Annotated in this window: 15 protein-coding genes; 7 read left to right on the forward strand and 8 right to left on the reverse strand. The window is 70.7% G+C overall.

Annotation, left to right across the window (positions count from 1 at the left end; genetic code table 11):
* Window positions 1-158: 158 nt before the first annotated feature.
* Genes ACWDTS_RS22660 through ACWDTS_RS22670 form a run of 3 tightly spaced genes read left to right on the forward strand, consistent with a single transcriptional unit; the run spans window position 159 to window position 4,188 of the window.
* Window positions 159-2,192: an ABC transporter ATP-binding protein gene (locus ACWDTS_RS22660; RefSeq protein WP_450119075.1), complete on the forward strand. Its 2,034-nt coding sequence runs from the start codon at window positions 159-161 to the stop codon at window positions 2,190-2,192.
* Entirely contained in the window at window positions 2,189-2,953 is a 765-nt protein-coding gene (locus tag ACWDTS_RS22665; protein WP_450119076.1) for an energy-coupling factor transporter transmembrane component T family protein, read from the forward strand. The genes ACWDTS_RS22660 and ACWDTS_RS22665 overlap by 4 nt, the downstream gene beginning before the upstream one ends.
* A 20-nt stretch (window positions 2,954-2,973) precedes the next feature.
* Entirely contained in the window at window positions 2,974-4,188 is a 1,215-nt protein-coding gene (locus tag ACWDTS_RS22670; RefSeq protein WP_450119077.1) for a GNAT family N-acetyltransferase, read from the forward strand.
* Window positions 4,189-4,223: 35 nt separating this feature from the next.
* Here the strand turns inward: ACWDTS_RS22670 and ACWDTS_RS22675 are convergent, their stop codons facing one another.
* Genes ACWDTS_RS22675 through ACWDTS_RS22695 form a run of 5 tightly spaced genes read right to left on the reverse strand, consistent with a single transcriptional unit; the run spans window position 4,224 to window position 6,771 of the window.
* Window positions 4,224-4,787 (reverse strand): Asp23/Gls24 family envelope stress response protein, encoded by a 564-nt coding sequence (locus ACWDTS_RS22675; RefSeq protein ID WP_197256545.1) that lies wholly within the window; start codon window positions 4,785-4,787, stop codon window positions 4,224-4,226.
* A complete protein-coding gene (locus ACWDTS_RS22680; RefSeq protein WP_248676691.1) occupies window positions 4,784-5,797 on the reverse strand; it encodes an Asp23/Gls24 family envelope stress response protein in 1,014 nt (337 codons plus the stop codon). Before ACWDTS_RS22680 ends, ACWDTS_RS22675 begins: the two co-directional genes overlap by 4 nt.
* Window positions 5,790-5,969: a DUF2273 domain-containing protein gene (locus ACWDTS_RS22685; RefSeq protein WP_197256555.1), complete on the reverse strand. Its 180-nt coding sequence runs from the start codon at window positions 5,967-5,969 to the stop codon at window positions 5,790-5,792. The genes ACWDTS_RS22680 and ACWDTS_RS22685 overlap by 8 nt, the downstream gene beginning before the upstream one ends.
* 11 nt (window positions 5,970-5,980) lie before the next feature.
* Window positions 5,981-6,307 carry an Asp23/Gls24 family envelope stress response protein gene (locus tag ACWDTS_RS22690; RefSeq protein WP_197256553.1) on the reverse strand — a complete coding sequence of 109 codons (327 nt, stop codon included), beginning with the start codon at window positions 6,305-6,307 and terminating at the stop codon, window positions 5,981-5,983.
* Between the two features lie 2 nt (window positions 6,308-6,309).
* Window positions 6,310-6,771, reverse strand: coding sequence for an Asp23/Gls24 family envelope stress response protein (locus ACWDTS_RS22695; protein ID WP_197256541.1), 462 nt, complete (start codon window positions 6,769-6,771; stop codon window positions 6,310-6,312).
* 222 nt (window positions 6,772-6,993) lie between these two features.
* Between ACWDTS_RS22695 and ACWDTS_RS22700 the strand changes: the two genes are divergently transcribed.
* Window positions 6,994-8,199 (forward strand): NAD(P)/FAD-dependent oxidoreductase, encoded by a 1,206-nt coding sequence (locus ACWDTS_RS22700; RefSeq protein ID WP_450109630.1) that lies wholly within the window; start codon window positions 6,994-6,996, stop codon window positions 8,197-8,199.
* A gap of 61 nt (window positions 8,200-8,260) precedes the next feature.
* Window positions 8,261-9,037: a glutamate racemase gene (locus tag ACWDTS_RS22705; RefSeq protein ID WP_248675884.1), complete on the forward strand. Its 777-nt coding sequence runs from the start codon at window positions 8,261-8,263 to the stop codon at window positions 9,035-9,037.
* 4 nt (window positions 9,038-9,041) lie between these two features.
* On the opposite strand, the gene ACWDTS_RS22710 is transcribed toward ACWDTS_RS22705, so the two are convergent.
* Both ACWDTS_RS22710 and ACWDTS_RS22715 read right to left on the reverse strand, forming a co-directional pair.
* Window positions 9,042-9,677 carry a TetR/AcrR family transcriptional regulator gene (locus ACWDTS_RS22710; protein WP_197257253.1) on the reverse strand — a complete coding sequence of 212 codons (636 nt, stop codon included), beginning with the start codon at window positions 9,675-9,677 and terminating at the stop codon, window positions 9,042-9,044.
* A gap of 79 nt (window positions 9,678-9,756) precedes the next feature.
* Window positions 9,757-10,119 (reverse strand): SPW repeat domain-containing protein, encoded by a 363-nt coding sequence (locus ACWDTS_RS22715; protein ID WP_197257255.1) that lies wholly within the window; start codon window positions 10,117-10,119, stop codon window positions 9,757-9,759.
* A 282-nt stretch (window positions 10,120-10,401) separates the two neighbouring features.
* Between ACWDTS_RS22715 and ACWDTS_RS22720 the strand changes: the two genes are divergently transcribed.
* Window positions 10,402-11,127 carry a DNA alkylation repair protein gene (locus ACWDTS_RS22720; protein WP_450109631.1) on the forward strand — a complete coding sequence of 242 codons (726 nt, stop codon included), beginning with the start codon at window positions 10,402-10,404 and terminating at the stop codon, window positions 11,125-11,127.
* Window positions 11,128-11,171: 44 nt separating this feature from the next.
* Here ACWDTS_RS22720 and ACWDTS_RS22725 read toward each other — a convergent pair whose 3' ends face one another.
* On the reverse strand, window positions 11,172-12,227 hold the full coding sequence (locus ACWDTS_RS22725; RefSeq protein ID WP_450109632.1) for a 2Fe-2S iron-sulfur cluster-binding protein: 1,056 nt from the start codon (window positions 12,225-12,227) through the stop codon (window positions 11,172-11,174).
* A 384-nt stretch (window positions 12,228-12,611) separates the two neighbouring features.
* Between ACWDTS_RS22725 and mdo the strand changes: the two genes are divergently transcribed.
* Window positions 12,612-13,883 carry an NDMA-dependent methanol dehydrogenase gene (mdo, locus tag ACWDTS_RS22730; RefSeq protein WP_248675886.1) on the forward strand — a complete coding sequence of 424 codons (1,272 nt, stop codon included), beginning with the start codon at window positions 12,612-12,614 and terminating at the stop codon, window positions 13,881-13,883.
* The last annotated feature ends 13 nt before the right edge of the window (window positions 13,884-13,896 follow it).

Genomic DNA, 13,896 nt, shown 5'->3' on the forward strand with positions numbered 1-13,896 from the left:
CGGTAGCAGTCCGTCCGATCGGGATGTCGATCATCTCTGTGTCCGTTCCCCGCGTTGGTTGCCGGGTGTCTCACGACCATCCTGGCAACCAACGTACAGCGTGAGCGGATTCGCACTCGCCGCGTGGATCGCCCCGGCGGGCGGTTCGGGGCCGCGGCGTGGCTGGCACACTGGGAGCGGTGCGCGCCGGAACCACGACAGCAAGAGGCCCGCTGCGGCCGTTCGAGATCGCGGCCGCGGCGGTGTTCGGAGCACTGACAGCCGTCGTCACCGTCGTCACCGGGTTCATCCCGGTCGGAGCCGCGCAGGTTCTCATCACCCTGCCGATCGCATTCCTCGCCGCAGGAAACCGGATGCGGTCCGCGATCGCAGCGACCGTCGCGGCGAGCGTCGTAGCCCTGATCGCCGGCGGCCCGTTCGGGGTCGTGATGTTGCTCGTCCTCGTCGGCGTGGGAATCCTCGTCGGATATGCCGAACGCCGCTGGGGCAGGAACGCGGGCTTCGTGGTGTTCGCCGGGTCGATCCCCATCGGGCTCGTGCTCGCGGGATTCACCGTCGGGATGCTGCTGTTGTTCGAACGGACCCGGATCCTGCTGCTCGACTCTCTCGCCGCCTCGCTGCAGGGCGCCCTGCGGGCATTCCGGGCAGCCGGTGCGGGACAGGCATTCGTCGACGCCTTCACCCGCACCGCCGATTTCCTCGTCGAGTACTGGTGGCTGTGGATCGGCGGTGCCACGGTCGTCGGCATCGTCGGCAGCGCACTGCTCAGCTTCGGGATCTTCCGCACGATCGCGCTGCGCACGCGGTGGAGCAGCCCGCCCACCGAATGGCCGGCCACGGCCCAGGCGGAACCGGCACCGCTGCCCGTGCACCTGCGGTCGGTCACCTACCGCTACCCGGGAGCCACCACCGACGCGCTCACCGACATCGATCTGACGATCACCGCCGGGGACTTCGTCGCGGTGGTCGGAGCCAACGGCTCGGGCAAGTCCACCCTCGCGCGGATCCTCGCCGGACTCGACCCGACAACCGGTCTCGTCGACCGTCCCGGCCACGTCGGTCTCGGTGCCCCGGGCGGCACGGCACTGGTCTTCCAGCACCCGGAATCCCAGATCCTCGGCCGCACGATCGCCGAGGACGTGCGCTGGGGACTCGACGATGCCGACGGCACCGTCGACGTCGACGCATTGCTCGAGAGGGTCGGGTTGGGTGGGCTCGCGGACCGTCCCACCGAGGACCTGTCCGGCGGGCAGTTGCAGCGGCTGACGCTCGCCGGTGCGCTCGCCCGCCGCCCGGCCCTGCTGATCGCCGACGAGATCACCGCGATGGTCGACGACGCGAGCCGCGGCGCCCTGCTCGACCTGCTCGCCGGCATCGCCCGCGACGGCACGGCCGTCGTGCTCGTCACCCACGTCGAGGGGGAAGCGGCCACGGCTCGTCGCGTCGTCCACCTCGACCGCGGGCGACTCGTTCCCGCGCCCGCGCGGACCGCCCGGGCCGTGACGGTGGCGACCCCACCGGCCGTCGTCGACCCGATCCTCGAACTCCGCGATGTTACCCACACCTACGCCGCCCGGACCCCCTGGGCGCACACCGCGCTGCGGAACGTGACGCTGACGGTCGGTCGCGGCGAGGGGGTGCTCGTGGTGGGTGCGAACGGCTCCGGCAAATCGACCCTCGCCTGGGTACTGGCCGGACTGCACCGGCCCACCGCCGGCACCTGCACGCTGAAGGGCACCCCGACCGCCGATCTGCGCGGCGACATCGGACTGGTGTTCCAGCAGGCGCGACTGCAGCTGCAGCGACCCACCGTCGCCGAGGAGATCTGCGACGTCGCCGGCCTCGACTACATCGACCGCCCGTACGTGGCCGCGGTGCTGCAACGCGTCGGCCTGGGCACGCACCTGGTGGACCGTGCCGTCGACAGGCTCAGCGGCGGCGAGATGCGGCGCGTCGCGATCGCCGCACAACTCACCCGCGCCCCGCGCGTGCTGGTGCTCGACGAACCGCTCGCCGGGCTCGACGACGCCGGCCGCCACGAGCTCGTCGGACTCCTCGGGTACCTGCGCGAGACCGAGCACATGACGATCGTGGTCATCTCCCACGACCTGCACGGCATGGAAGCGGTGTGCTCGCGCACCGTGGTGCTCGATGCCGGCACGATCGTCGACGACCGGACGGTGGCGGCATGAGACGCACCGGCGCGCGAAGCCCGAACCGGAGCACCCGGCGTCCCCTGATCCTGCTGCGCCCGGTGCCACGTGAAACGCCCGTGCACCGGCTGTGGGCCGGCACCAAACTCCTCGCCGCCTCCGCGCTGGCGGTGACGGTCGCGTTCGTGCCGTCGTGGACCGGCCTGCTGGTGCTGGCCGTCGTCCTCGCGACGGCGATCACCGTGGCGCGGATCCCGCGCGGCGCGGTGCCCACCGTCCCGTGGTGGGTGTTCGCGTCCCTCGGGTTCTTCGCCGTGCTCAGCTCGTTCGGCGGGGGCCTCGACCCGTATGTGCGATCGGTCCTGGTGGGCCTGGCGCTGCTGGTCTGCGCGTCGCTGGTGGGGTGGACGACCCGGCTCGGTGACATCGTCGACACCCTCCCGGTGCTGTTCGCGCCGCTGCGGCTGCTGCGGTGCCCGGTCGACGAATGGGTGACCACGTGCACCCTCGCGCTGCGCGTGCTGCCGTCCATCCGGGAGGAGTTGCGCATGGTCTTCGCGGCCCGTGCGCTGCGCGGCCGCCCCGGTGTGCCGACCCCGCGCGGGCTGTGGCACCAGGTCGTCGACGCCGTCGGAGCCGTCGTGTCGGTGTCGCTGCGTCAGGTCCGCGACCTCGGCGACGCACTGGCGGTCCGGGGGCAGCGGACCGTGGTGCGGACCCGGCCGCGTCTGGGAATCGGGGATCTCGTGACGGTGGTGGCGGTCGCCGCCGCGTGCACGGTGATGGCCGTCTGGGGATGAGCGATCCGTAGGCTGCCGCCATGCCCGAGATTCGCGTCCTCGACACCGAACCCGATCTCATCGCATCGTCGAACCTGTTCCGCACCGCCATGGTCGGCCTGCCCGCCGTGCCCCCGTACGAGCCGGGGCAGATCCGGGAACTGCTCGAACCAGGGCGCACACTCGGCGCATTCGTCGACGGCGTCATGGTCGGGACCGCGGATTCGGCGACCAGCGGCCTGATCCTGCCCGGTGGCCGGAGGGTGCCGCATGCCGCGGTCACCCACGTCGGGGTCCTGCCCACCCACACCCGGCGCGGGGTGCTCACCGCGCTGATGCGTCACCAGTTGCACGACGCCCGCGACCGCGGCGAGGTGGTCGCGACCCTGCGCGCCTCCGAGGCGACCATCTACGGCCGCTTCGGGTACGGGGTGGCGAGCACGTCGCACACCCTCGAGTTGGACGTGCGGCGAGCGCGACTGCTTCCGTCGGTGGCCGGGGGAGGACCGGTGCGGCTGCTCGAGCCGGGTGCGGTGTGGGACGTGCTGCCGCGGATCGTCGACACGCACCCGTCGACACGGCCCGGCACCATCGACCGCATCCCGCTGTGGTGGCGCGGTCGCGAGTTGATGGCACAGGCCGGTAGCGGGCCGAATTATGTTGCTGTCCACGGTGATCCGGGTTCGGAGGACGGGTTCGTCCGGTACCGGCCGATCGGCACCGACCGCTGGTTCGGCGGCCGCGACCGCACCGTCGTCGTCGACGACTTCTACGCCCCGACCCGCACCGCCTATCTGGGACTGCTCCGGTTCCTGCTCGCGCTCGATCTGGTCGACATCCTCGTGTTCAGCGCCGTGCCGGAGGACGATCCGCTGCCGTGGCTCCTGACCGACCGGCGCGCGGTGCGGTTGCGCAGCGCCGACGACGAGACGTGGCTGCGGATCCTCGACGTACCCGCCGCGCTGGATCACCGGGTCTTCGACGGGGACGCCGCGGTGCGGATCGGGGTCGTCGACGAGCTGCTGCCGGAGAACACCGGCACCTATCGGATCGCCGCGACCGGAAGCGGCCGCACGGACGCCGCACCGCAGGTGGAGGTGGAGGTCGCGACGCTTGCCGCGGCGCTGCTCGGCGGAACCCGATGGCACCGGCTCGACCGTGCCGGACTGGTCCGTGTGCACGACGACTCGGCGCTGCCGCAGCTCGAGCGGTTGTTCGCGACCACTGAGGCGCCGTTTGCCGGGGTGATGTTCTGAGGCGCCGTTCGCCGGGGTGATGTTCTGACGGTGTCCTAACGGATCTCGGTGGCCGGGTCCAGGTGCAGCAGCACCTGGGTGGCGACCCGTGCCCCGCCGAGCGCCCGGGCCGCGCGCTGCGCGGTGTCCTCGGCGCTCGCGGTGAACTCGGCGACGTCGATGTTCGGGTCGGCGTGCACCGTCACCGACAGGGTCGGCAGATGCCGCTCGACGACCGCCCGGCTCCGCACCGACCGCACCCCCGGCAGCGCCGCGAGTTCGGCGGCGACCCCGTCGGCGACGGGGCCGAGTTCGACGCCGAGCGTCGCGTCCGTGACCTGGTCGTAGAGCTGCACGGTGGAGGTGCGGCGCCGCGACAGGTTCACCACGAGCAGCACGATTCCGACGGTCAGGCCCACCGCGACCGCGCCCCACAGCGCCGCCGTCCACCACGGCTGGTCGGGCACGTCGATGACGCGGGGCCGGTCGAGCCGCGCGAGGGAGTCGCGGGTGAACGGCACCCGGCCCACCCAGGCCAGGGCGAACGCCCCCAGGCCGAGCAGCGCGAGTCCGACGGCGAACGTCACGAACCGATTGACCAGGACGGTGCGCAGTTTCACCGGTTCACCTTCACGACGAGGGGGATCGGCTCCGCGAGCAGGGCCAGGTTCGGTTCCACCGCGGCCCGGACCGCGGCGGTGAGATCGGCGACCGGGGTTTCGTCCTCCACGGTGATCCGGACGACGGCGCGGCGCCGGTCGACGACGGTGCGGGCGGTCGCCACCCCGCTCAGGGACGACGCGTGGGCACTGCACATGCGGGCCAGGTCGGTGCGCCGCATCCACACCGTCGCGACCGGCCCGGCGACCTGCAACGGCAGGTGGGTGCGGCGCCGCGGTTTGCAGGCGACCGCGAGTAGCACGACCCCGACGGCGACGCACGCCGCGGCGGCCACGGGGATCCACGGCTCCCAGTGCAGCCGCCCGAACCACTCGAAGGAGTTCCGCAGCCACGGTGCGCCGCCGTAGGTGCCCCGCACGATGAGCAGCTCCCGCGCGGCGGTGAACGCCAGGATCAGCGCCGCGACGGCGATGAGCGCCGCCGCGGGAGCAGCGGCCGGGTAGGCGAGCGGCGGCAGCGGCGCGACGACGGGAACGGGGGTGCGTGGTTCCGTACGGCCGGCGACGATGTCCGATTCGAGATACTCGACGGGAATCGCCGCGTCGCTGTCCGCGTCCTCGGGGACGGCCGTGGCGGCGACGACCACGTTCAGTTCGTGCACGGACAGGCCGGTGAGTTCGCGCAGTTGCCGTTCCACCGAATCGTGCACGCGGCGGGTGAGCATCGCCGCGTCGTACGGCCATTCGGCGGCGACGTACAGGTTGACGGCGACGGCGTTGCCGCCCGTGGTCACGTCGGCGCGCGGCAGTTCACGGCCGGTGAGGAGGCTCAGACCGCTGCTGCGCCGGACCACACCGGGAACCTGCAGCGCTGCGGCGGTGGCGATCCGCGCGACCGCGCGGTCCTTGATGAGGAGCGAACCGCGGTGGCCGCGGGTGTCCTCCGGTGCGGGCTCGGCCGGTGTCTGTGTGTGCGGCTCGGCCGCGGTCTGCGTGTGCTGCTCAGCCACGACCCCGGCTCCTGAGCAGGGCACCGAGGTCGAGCAGGCCGTCGCGGTGTGCGCCGATCGCCATGCCGAGGGCGCCGAGCAGTACCGCGAACAGCAGGCCGCTGAATCCGCCGATGATGCCCGCGATGGCCAGCAGCAGTCCGGCGAGGAGACCGATGACGGTGTTGTTGATGGGCGTGTGGTTCACGGTGCCGCCTCTGTGCGCTCGTAGGGCTCTGTGTGCTCGTCGGTCTGCAGATCCTCGATCGTCACCTGCACCGGCACCGCGACCATCGGGGCGATCCGCGCGTGCACCGCCTCGGCGACCGCGGGCAGATCCGCCGGGTAGCGGGCCACGATGTGCACCGCGCACAGGTCCGCGCCGATCCGGATGCCCTCGATGCGCCGGCCGGGCAGATAGGTCGCGATCTCGCCGAAGACGCCACCGTGCAGTCCCGCGACACCGGGGACCGCGAGCGCGGCCTCGGCGACGCGTTCGGCAAGTTCCGCCGTGGGCGGCGTCCCGGCGATCGTCACTGCACTCGCGGCTTGGCGTCGTCGACGAGACCGGCGGCTTCGTCGGGCAGCACGACGTCGAACACGGTGATGTTGACCTCGGTGACTTCGAGACCGGTCATCCGTTCGACCGCGCCGATCACGTTGTGGCGGATGGCGACCGCGAGTTCGTGCAGTGCCACGCCGTATTCGGCGATGATGCCGATGTCGATCGCGGCCTGCTTCTCACCGACCTCCACGGCGACACCCTGACCGTGGTTGATGCGCGCGCCGGGGATCCGGTCGCGCAGCGCCCCCACGACGCGGGTGGTGCCGGCGCCGACGTCGAACACGCCGCTGATCTCGCGGGTGGCGATGCCGGCGATCTTGGCGACGACGGCGTCGGCGATGATCGTGCGGCCCTGTGTGTCGACGGGGCCGGGCGAGACGCCGGCGCCGAACTGTACGCGGCTGATTCCTGCGCCGCTGTCGCTGGTCATGAAGGACTCCTCGGAAGCGCTGCCGGTGTGTCCGTGGTCGACTCCGTTGTCTGCACGTTGTCCTCGACTCTAGTGACTCCCGGGACCGGATGGGACGCGCGTGGGGCGGTGTTTCCCGGACCGGCTGCCGAAGCGTAGGACTGTCGCCCGTGATCACCGTTTGGTAGAAAAGTTGAACGGTATCGAGGGTGACCGGCGTCACCACTATCGAAGGATGAATACGTGTCGACTGATCATGTGACCGAGGGCGGGACGGGGAGGGTCGTCGTCGTCGGCGCCGGTCTGGCCGGGGTTCGGACCGCCGAGGAGCTGCGGCGGGCCGGATTCGACGGTGAGATCGTCCTGGTCGGTGCGGAGCCGCACCTGCCCTACGACCGCCCGCCGCTGTCGAAGGACGTGATCCGCGGCGAACGCGAGGACACGACGCTGCGGCCGCGCGAGTTCTTCGACGAGCAGCGCATCGACCTGCGGCTCGGCGTCGCGGTGGAGTCGCTCGACGACGCCGCGCGCACCGTCGCGCTGGCCGACGGCACCTCGCTCGGCTACGACGAGCTGGTCGTCGCGACGGGTCTGCGTCCCCGCCGCATCCCCGGCCTGCCCGAGCTCGCCGGAGTGCACGTGCTGCGGTCCGTCGAGGACAGTGTGGGTCTGCGCGCCGACATCCGCCCCGGCGGCACGGCCCTGATCGTCGGCGCCGGTTTCATCGGCTGCGAGGTCGCGGCGAGCCTGCGGGCGTGCGGCATGGACGTCGTGCTCGTGGAGCCGCAGCCCACACCGCTCGCGTCGGTGCTCGGTGCCGAGGTCGGCGGGTTCGTCGAGCGCCTGCACACCGCCGAGGGTGTGGACGTGCGCTCCGGGGTCGGGCTCACCGAGCTGCGCGGCGACGACCGGGTCACCGGCGCGGTCCTCGGGGACGGCACCGAGGTCGCGGTGGACCTGGTGGTCCTCGGTATCGGATCGGTCCCGGTCACCGAGTGGCTGGACGGTTCGGGTGTGACCGTCGACAACGGCGTGGTGTGCGACATCGTGGGCCGCACCTCCGCCGATCACGTGTGGGCGGTCGGCGACGTCGCGTCCTGGCAGCTGCCCGAGGGCGGCCGGAAGCGGGTCGAGCACTGGACGAGCGCAGGGGAGCAGGCCGCCGTGCTCGCGAAGGCGCTGCTCGGCGCCGACGGCGACCGGGCTGCTCAGGTCCCGTACTTCTGGAGCGACCAGTACGACGTGAAGATCCAGGGTCTGGGCGCGGTGTCGGCTCAGGACACCGTGCACGTGGTGCACGACGACGGCCGTAAGTTCCTCGTCTACTACGAGCGGGACGGCCGACTCGTCGGGGTGGTCGGCGGTGGTCTGCCGGCCCGGGTGATGAAGACGCGCGCGAAGATCGCGGCGGGTGCTCCGATCGAGGAGATGCTCGCACCGACCTCGTGATCGGGCACGTCCTGTGCCCGCCCCCGCCCGCCGCATCGGCGTCGCGCGCTAAATTCGTACGGTGATCGTTGCGCTCATCGACTCGGGATTCGGTTTGCTGCCGACCTCGGCGTGGCTGCGCCGATTGCGGCCCGACCTGGATCTGATGCTGTCGATGGACCCGGCCGGAGCGCCGTGGGGCCCGAAGCCGCGGGACTGGGTGATCGAGCGGGTCGTCACCACCGCGCGGCGCGCGGTCCGGCGCGGCGCCGACGTGGTGGTGCTGCCGTGCAACACCGCCTCGGTCACCGCCCTCGACGAGGTCCGCCGCGACCTCGGCGACGGCGTTCCCGTGGTCGGCACGGTCCCGGCGATCAAACCGGCCGCGGCGGTGTGCGACTCGGTGGCGATCTGGGCGACCGCCGCGACCACCGCCAGCAGCTACCAGGCCGATCTCATCGCGCAGTTCGCGAACGGCAGCGAAGTCGTCGGCGTCGCGTGTCACGGGCTGGCCGACGCCATCGACCGCGGCGACCGGGCGGGCGCCGCAGCGGCCATCGCCTCCGCGGTCGAGCGCACCCCGGCCGACGTCAGCGGGGTCGTGCTCGGCTGCACGCACTATCCGCTGGTCGCCGACTCGATCGCGGCGCAGCTGCCCGCCGGTGTGCGGTTGTTCGACAGCGCCGAGGCCGTCGCCCGCCAGACCCTGCGCCGCATCGATGCGCTCGGCCGGGAGGATCGCGGAGCGGGCCGCGTCGAGGTGTTCCTCAGCGGTGAACCGGGAGCGTTGCCGGCGGGGGCCCGGGCCTTCGAAGCCGGGAGGATCCTGCTCGCCCCCGCCGGTGACGCCGTCGGCTGACCGCTCATCCGAACGAGAGCTTCCCCATTCCGGTCATCCCGGCCGCGATGACCCGGGCGACGGTACGCAGGTCCTCGCGGTTGCGGGGCAGTCCGTCGAGGTCGAGCCACCGGTCGGTGCTGGCCGCCGAGAACATCGCGGACACCCACGCGGTCGCGCAGGCCCGCAGGGTGCCCGGCTGCACCGGGCCGGGGGCGCTGGCCTGCAGCAGCCGCACGGTGATGTCGTGCAGGTGCGAGCGCAGCCGGTACAGGTGGGACCGGATGTCCGGATGGGTGTCGGCCTCGCGCCAGATGATCACCCGCAGCACCGACGACCGGTGGTCGCGCAGGTTCAGCGCGGTGTCGAGGTTCACGAGGCTGGCGGCCGGGTCGCCGGGTTCGACCAGCGCGTTCACGTCGTCGATGGGTTCGGTCGGCATTCGTTCGGCGACGAGTGTTTCGAGAATGGCCTCCTTGGTCGGGAAGTAGTAGAAGATCAGGCCTTTCGGCACGTCTGCCGCCGCAGCGATGGACGCGGTGGCGGTTGCGTCGAAACCGTGGGTCGCGAACAGCTTTTCGGCGGCATCGAGGATGCGGGTGCGGGCCTCGCCGTCCTGTTGCGGGCGGCGCCGGCGTCGCCGGGGAACGTGTGTACTCACCTGCGCACCACCTTCGGTGATCCGAGAGGGGGCGAGGGCACGTCGGCCGCTCGCCCCGGGTCCCGGTATCAGGTGCGGATCAGTGATGGGTCGCCAGTCCGCCTCCGTGCATGCGAGCGTTCATGACGGGCAGGGCCGCGACGGCGACGACGACGGTGAGAACACCGACGATCCACGCGGTCCACGAGGCGCCCGTGTACTCGGTGTATCCCAAGACCCAAGGGGACAGGAACATCAGCACACCGAAGACACCCATTGCGTAGTCGATCGCGGCCATCGTCGGCCGTGCGATCTGCGCAATGCCGCACAATGCGACCAGCACACCGAGAACGATCAGCGACCACATGGCCGCGTCGTTGGTGTCCAGCCACAACGGCGACAGGGCGGCGAAGACGCCCAGAACCACGGCCACATAGTCCTGCAGCCGGCTGTCGGAGAACATGGTGAGCCTCCTCGTGAGAGTGTGTCCTTCCGTCTTTCGGTATAGGTCTGATCGACCGGTCGGTCAAGATGTCCGACGGTTGCGGTGCGGTAACGCTGCTCCCCAGGTCAGGGCGCGTTTTTGCCGGATCGTCATCTGGCGGTCGGTGGGCGTGACAACGGCCCCGATCCGGGTCGATCCGCCACATGATTCGGAATCCGCCCACGCTGCAGGATGAGCGAATTCCGGCTCGTGCGGCCGATCGGAAGGCGCGCCGGTGCGGACGCCGTACTCTCGTCAGCCGTGACCGATGAGAAGAGCGCCGAAGACGTGCGGGTCGCCCTCGACGCCCTCGCCGACCCGGCCGCGGCCGCGCACCTACGCCGGTTCTTCAAGACCGGACCGGGCGAATACGGGGAGGGCGACGAGTTCCTCGGGCTGCGGGTCCCGCAGACACGGGCGGTCGTCCGCCGCTTCCGGACATTGCCGATCGCCGAGGCGCGGGCCCTGCTCGACAGCCCGATCCACGAACACCGCCTGGCGGGACTGCTGATCCTCGCCGACCGGTTCGCCCGCGACCGCGACGCCCGGGACCGGATCGTCGAGTGCTACCTCGACGCACTGAACCGCGGTCGCGTGAACAACTGGGATCTGGTCGACTCGTCGGCGGACCGCATCGTCGGCGAATGGGTGCGCGAGCATCCCGACCGGGCCGGGCTGCTGACCGAACTCGTCGACGACCCGGACCTGTGGCGCCGCCGGGCCGGGCTGCTCGCGACCTTCGCGTTCGTCAAGGCAGGGGAGGCCGAACCGACGCTGACGCTGGCCGCGCGAGTACTCGACGACCGGCGGGACCTGATCCAGAAGGCGACCGGGTGGATGTTGCGGGAGGTCGGCAAACGCGTCGACCGCGCGCTGCTGGTGAGTTTTCTCGACGTCCACGCCGCGGCGATGGGCCGCACCGCGCTGAGCTACGCGACCGAGCACCTCGAGCCGGCCGAACGGGCCCGGCTGCGGGCACTGCGCTGAGCCGGCGGACACCCGGGCGCCCGCCGTCTCAGCGCTTCAGCGTGTCAGAACTGGATCTTGAGGTTGTCGCTGACCGGCTTGGCCTGGCAGCCCAGGATGTAACCGGACTCGATGTCCTCGGGGTCGAGGATGTCGCAGTGCTCCATCTCCACCTCGCCCTCGAGGACGGTGCACGCGCACGAACCGCACTCGCCTTCCTGGCACGAGTAGGGCACGTCGATGCCCTTCGCGAGCATGATGTCGACGAGCGTCTGCTTGCGCGGCCACGTCAGGGTGTGGGTCTCGCCGTCGAGCTCGACCTCGACGGTCGCGGCGTCGGCGGCTTCCTCGTCGCTGACCTCGACCGGCGCGACGTCGGCGAACGGATCACCGGCGAGCGAGTTGAACACCTCGGCGTGGACCCGGCTGCGCTCCATACCCGCGGCGTGCAGCGCGGCGTGCACGGTGTCCATGAACGGGCCGGGGCCGCACATGAACGCCTCGTACCCGGTGTACGGGGCGGCGAGCGCGGCGAGCTGGTCGGCCGTGGGCAGACCCTGCACGGATTCGAGCCAGTGCACGACGGTCAGGCGCGTCGGGTACTTGTCGGCCAGGGCGCGCAGTTCCTCGGCGAAGATGACCGACGATTCGTCGCGGTTGGCGTAGACGAGCACGACGCGGCCGCTGCCCTGGGTCAGCGCCGACTTGAGGATCGAGATGACCGGGGTGATGCCGCTGCCGGCGCCGAACAGCAGGAAGTCCTGGTCGAGCGACTTCGGGGTGAACACGCCGGACGGCGGGAGCACCTCGATGCGGTCGCCGGCGGAGATCTTGTCGCACAGCCAGTTCGAGCCGTAGCCGTCGACGGTGCGCTTGACGGTGACCTTGGGAGAGTCGTCGGTGAACGGCGAGCTCGCGAGCGAGTAGCAGCGTGCCACCGAGCCGGTGAGGTCGCTGGGGATGCGCAGGGTGAGGAACTGCCCGGGCTTGTACGCGAACTTGTCCCGCAGGTCGGCGGGTACGTCGAAGACCAGCGAGCGTGCGTCGGACGTCTCCTCGATGACGGCTGAGACGGTGAGAATCACCGATCGTGAGCCGTGCGGCACCTCGACTGTCGTCATGGGGTGTTTCGTCCTCTCGTCGTGCAGGCTGCGCTTTCGAACAGCTGGGCCTCGGAACAGCCGGGCCTTGAACATGTGGTGCGGTCGCCGCCCACTCAGCCGAACCAATCTAGAACGTGTTCTAGTTCAAGGGTAGCAGCCGGACCAGGCGACAAGGAAACGGTACCGGGCACCCCGTGGCATCGACGTCGCCGCATCCCGGTCGGCGGGACATGCACCCTGCCCGATCGGGCAGGTGGCCGCACTCGACCGGACGGCTTCGGTGCGTAAACCGGACGGTTCCGGCCGGTAGCTCTTCACCGGCGGGCGGGCGTCGGCCACGGTGGACCCCGGATGAGATGTGGGTCACAACCGTGAGCCACCCGGCGACCGAGGAGAGACACGATGGCCATCGAGCTCAATCAGATCTGGGACTTCCCGATCAAGGAGTTCCATCCGTTCCCGCGCGCACTGATGGGTGTGGGCGCACACGACATCATCGGTGTCGAAGCCAAGAACCTCGGATTCAAGCGTGCCCTGCTGATGACGACGGGTCTGCGCGGCTCCGGCATCATCGAGGAACTGATCGGCAAGATCGAATACCAGGGGGTCGAGGTCGTCCTCTACGACAAGGTCGAGTCCAACCCCAAGGACTACAACGTCATGGAGGCCGCCGCCCTCTACCAGCAGGAGAAGTGCGACTCGATCATCTCCGTCGGCGGCGGCTCGAGCCACGACGCCGCCAAGGGCGCCCGCGTCGTCATCGCCCACGACGGCCGCAACATCAACGAGTTCGAAGGCTTCGCGAAGTCCACGAACAAGGAGAACCCGCCGCACATCGCCGTCTCCACGACCGCCGGCACCGGCTCGGAGACGTCCTGGGCGTACGTCATCACCGACACCTCCGACATGGATCACCCGCACAAGTGGGTCGGCTTCGACGAGGCCACCATCGTCACCCTCGCCATCGACGACCCGCTGCTGTACTACAGCTGCCCCCAGCACTTCACCGCCTACTGCGGCTTCGACGTCCTCGCCCACGGCTCCGAGCCGTACGTCTCGCGCCTGGACTTCGCGCCGTCGCTGGGCAACGCGCTCTACTCGATCGAACTGGTCGCGAAGAACCTGCGCGAGGCCGTCTTCGAGCCGCGCAACCTCAAGGCCCGCGAAGGCATGATGAACGCCCAGTACATCGCCGCGCAGGCGTTCAACTCCGGCGGCCTGGGCATCGTGCACTCGATCTCGCACGCCGTCTCGGCGTTCTTCGACAGCCACCACGGCCTCAACAACGCGATCGCGCTGCCGCGCGTGTGGGAGTACAACCTGCCCTCCCGTTACGAGCACTACGCCCGCATCGCGACCGCGATGGGCGTCGACACCCGCAACATGACCACCGTGCAGGCCGCCGACGCCGCGGTCGAGGCCGCGATCCGGCTCGCCAAGGACGTCGGGATCCCCGACAACTTCGGGTCCGTGCGCACCGACTCGTACGAGAAGAACCAGATGAACACCAAGAAGTACGCGGGTCGCGGCGACACGATCCGCGGCGACGAGAAGACCGTGCGCGCCATCTCCGAGCACATCCAGGGCGACTGGTGCACCCCCGGCAACCCGCGCGAGGTGACGGTCGAGTCGATGATCCCGGTCGTCGACCACTGCATCAACCGGTCCTACTGACCCTGCATCCACC

The organism is Rhodococcus sp. NPDC003383 (assembly GCF_053589115.1).

Bases quoted from the DNA above. Each gene is read 5' to 3' on its own strand.
- ACWDTS_RS22665 (WP_450119076.1), top strand. From the start codon at position 2,189: ATGAGACGCACCGGCGCGCGAAGCCCGAACCGGAGCACCCGGCGTCCC.
- ACWDTS_RS22670 (WP_450119077.1), top strand. From the start codon at position 2,974: ATGCCCGAGATTCGCGTCCTCGACACCGAACCCGATCTCATCGCATCG.
- ACWDTS_RS22695 (WP_197256541.1), bottom strand. From the start codon at position 6,771: ATGACCAGCGACAGCGGCGCAGGAATCAGCCGCGTACAGTTCGGCGCC.
- ACWDTS_RS22715 (WP_197257255.1), bottom strand. From the start codon at position 10,119: ATGTTCTCCGACAGCCGGCTGCAGGACTATGTGGCCGTGGTTCTGGGC.
- ACWDTS_RS22725 (WP_450109632.1), bottom strand. From the start codon at position 12,227: ATGACGACAGTCGAGGTGCCGCACGGCTCACGATCGGTGATTCTCACC.
- mdo (WP_248675886.1), top strand. From the start codon at position 12,612: ATGGCCATCGAGCTCAATCAGATCTGGGACTTCCCGATCAAGGAGTTC.